This is a genomic window from Mesorhizobium sp. M7A.F.Ca.ET.027.03.2.1 (assembly GCF_003999175.1).
In the GTDB taxonomy this organism is placed as follows: domain Bacteria; phylum Pseudomonadota; class Alphaproteobacteria; order Rhizobiales; family Rhizobiaceae; genus Mesorhizobium.
The window spans coordinates 1-1,238 of the sequence record NZ_RZOM01001398.1; the positions used below are offsets into that span (position 1 = coordinate 1).

A 1,238-nucleotide genomic window follows, 5' to 3' on the forward strand; every position below is an offset into this window, starting at 1 on the left:
TCACCGGCGGCTTGCATTCGAACAGCCGTCCGCAACCCAGCGCAAACAGCGTGTCGGCGGTGAACGCCACACCCGACGCCGGCAAATAATAGGAAACGTGGCCGGCGGTGTGGCCGGGCGTGGCGATGACTTCGATCTTTTCATCGCCAAGATGGAGAACCGAGCCGTCTTCGACGGTCTCGTCGATGCCGGGGATCTTGGCCTTTTCCGCTTCCGGGCCGACGATGCGCAGCTTGAAGCGCTCCTTCAGCGCCAGATTGGCCTCGACGTGATCCATGTGATGATGCGTGGTCAGGATCGTCGTCGGCGTCCAGCCAGTGCGCTTTATCGCTGCCAGGATAGGCGCTTCCTCGGGCGCGTCGATGATCGCGGTCTGGCCGCTTTTGGGATCATGCACCAGCACGCCGAAATTGTCGCTGCGGCACATGAACTGTTCGATTTCGACCGGCATCGCATCTCTCCGTTTATGGCCGCAGACATAGGGCGCCGGCGCGTGGATGTCATCCCGGATGTCGAATGACATCTCGGAATGTCGGATGTCGCGGCCTTTTGTTGAAACCCGCCGATATCACGGCTACATCCCTGCCATGCATTCCGACATCGTCGATCTTCGCTCCTTCTATTCGACAACACTCGGCCGTTTCGCCGAGCGTTCGATCACCATGGCGTTGTCGTCGATATGGGCAGCGGTACCCAACGAGCGGCTGGTTGGTCTGGGTTACACCTTGCCCTGGCTGGAGCGGTTCGGCACCGATGCCGAGCGGGTCTTTGCCTTCATGCCGGCAACGCAAGGCGCGGTGGTGTGGCCGGCGACAGGGCCGACGGCGACGGCACTGGTCTTCGACGAGGAACTGCCGCTGGTCGATTCCTGCATCGACCGCATGCTGCTCGTCCATTCGCTCGAACATGTCGAGAACCCGCGTGAGACGCTGAACGAGATCTGGCGCGTGCTGTCGCCGGCTGGCCGGGTGGTCATCGTCGTGCCCAACCGGCGCGGTGTCTGGGCGCGCTTCGAGCACACCCCATTCGGCAATGGCCGGCCCTTTTCGCGCGGCCAGCTTACCGAATTGCTGCGCGAGGCGAATTTCACGCCCGCCGCCTGGTCCGATGCGCTGTTCTTTCCGCCGTCGAGGCGCCGTTTCATGATGCGCTTCCACAATGTGCTGGAGCGCGCCGGCCGGCGGCTGTGGCCGATCTTTTCCGGCGTCATCGTCGTCGAGGCGCAGAAACGGCTCTAT

Annotated in this window: 2 protein-coding genes; one reads left to right on the top strand and one right to left on the bottom strand. The window is 62.8% G+C overall.

All coding sequences use genetic code 11. From position 1 onward, the window contains the following. Window positions 1–451 (bottom strand): MBL fold metallo-hydrolase (locus EN750_RS35020; protein ID WP_127399328.1); only part of this gene is annotated, 451 nt, incomplete at its 3' end. Window positions 452–587: 136 nt separating this feature from the next. Here EN750_RS35020 and EN750_RS35025 point away from each other — a divergent pair. Further along, the coding region (locus EN750_RS35025) for a methyltransferase domain-containing protein (RefSeq protein ID WP_127399329.1) at window positions 588–1,238 on the top strand (651 nt) is incomplete at its 3' end.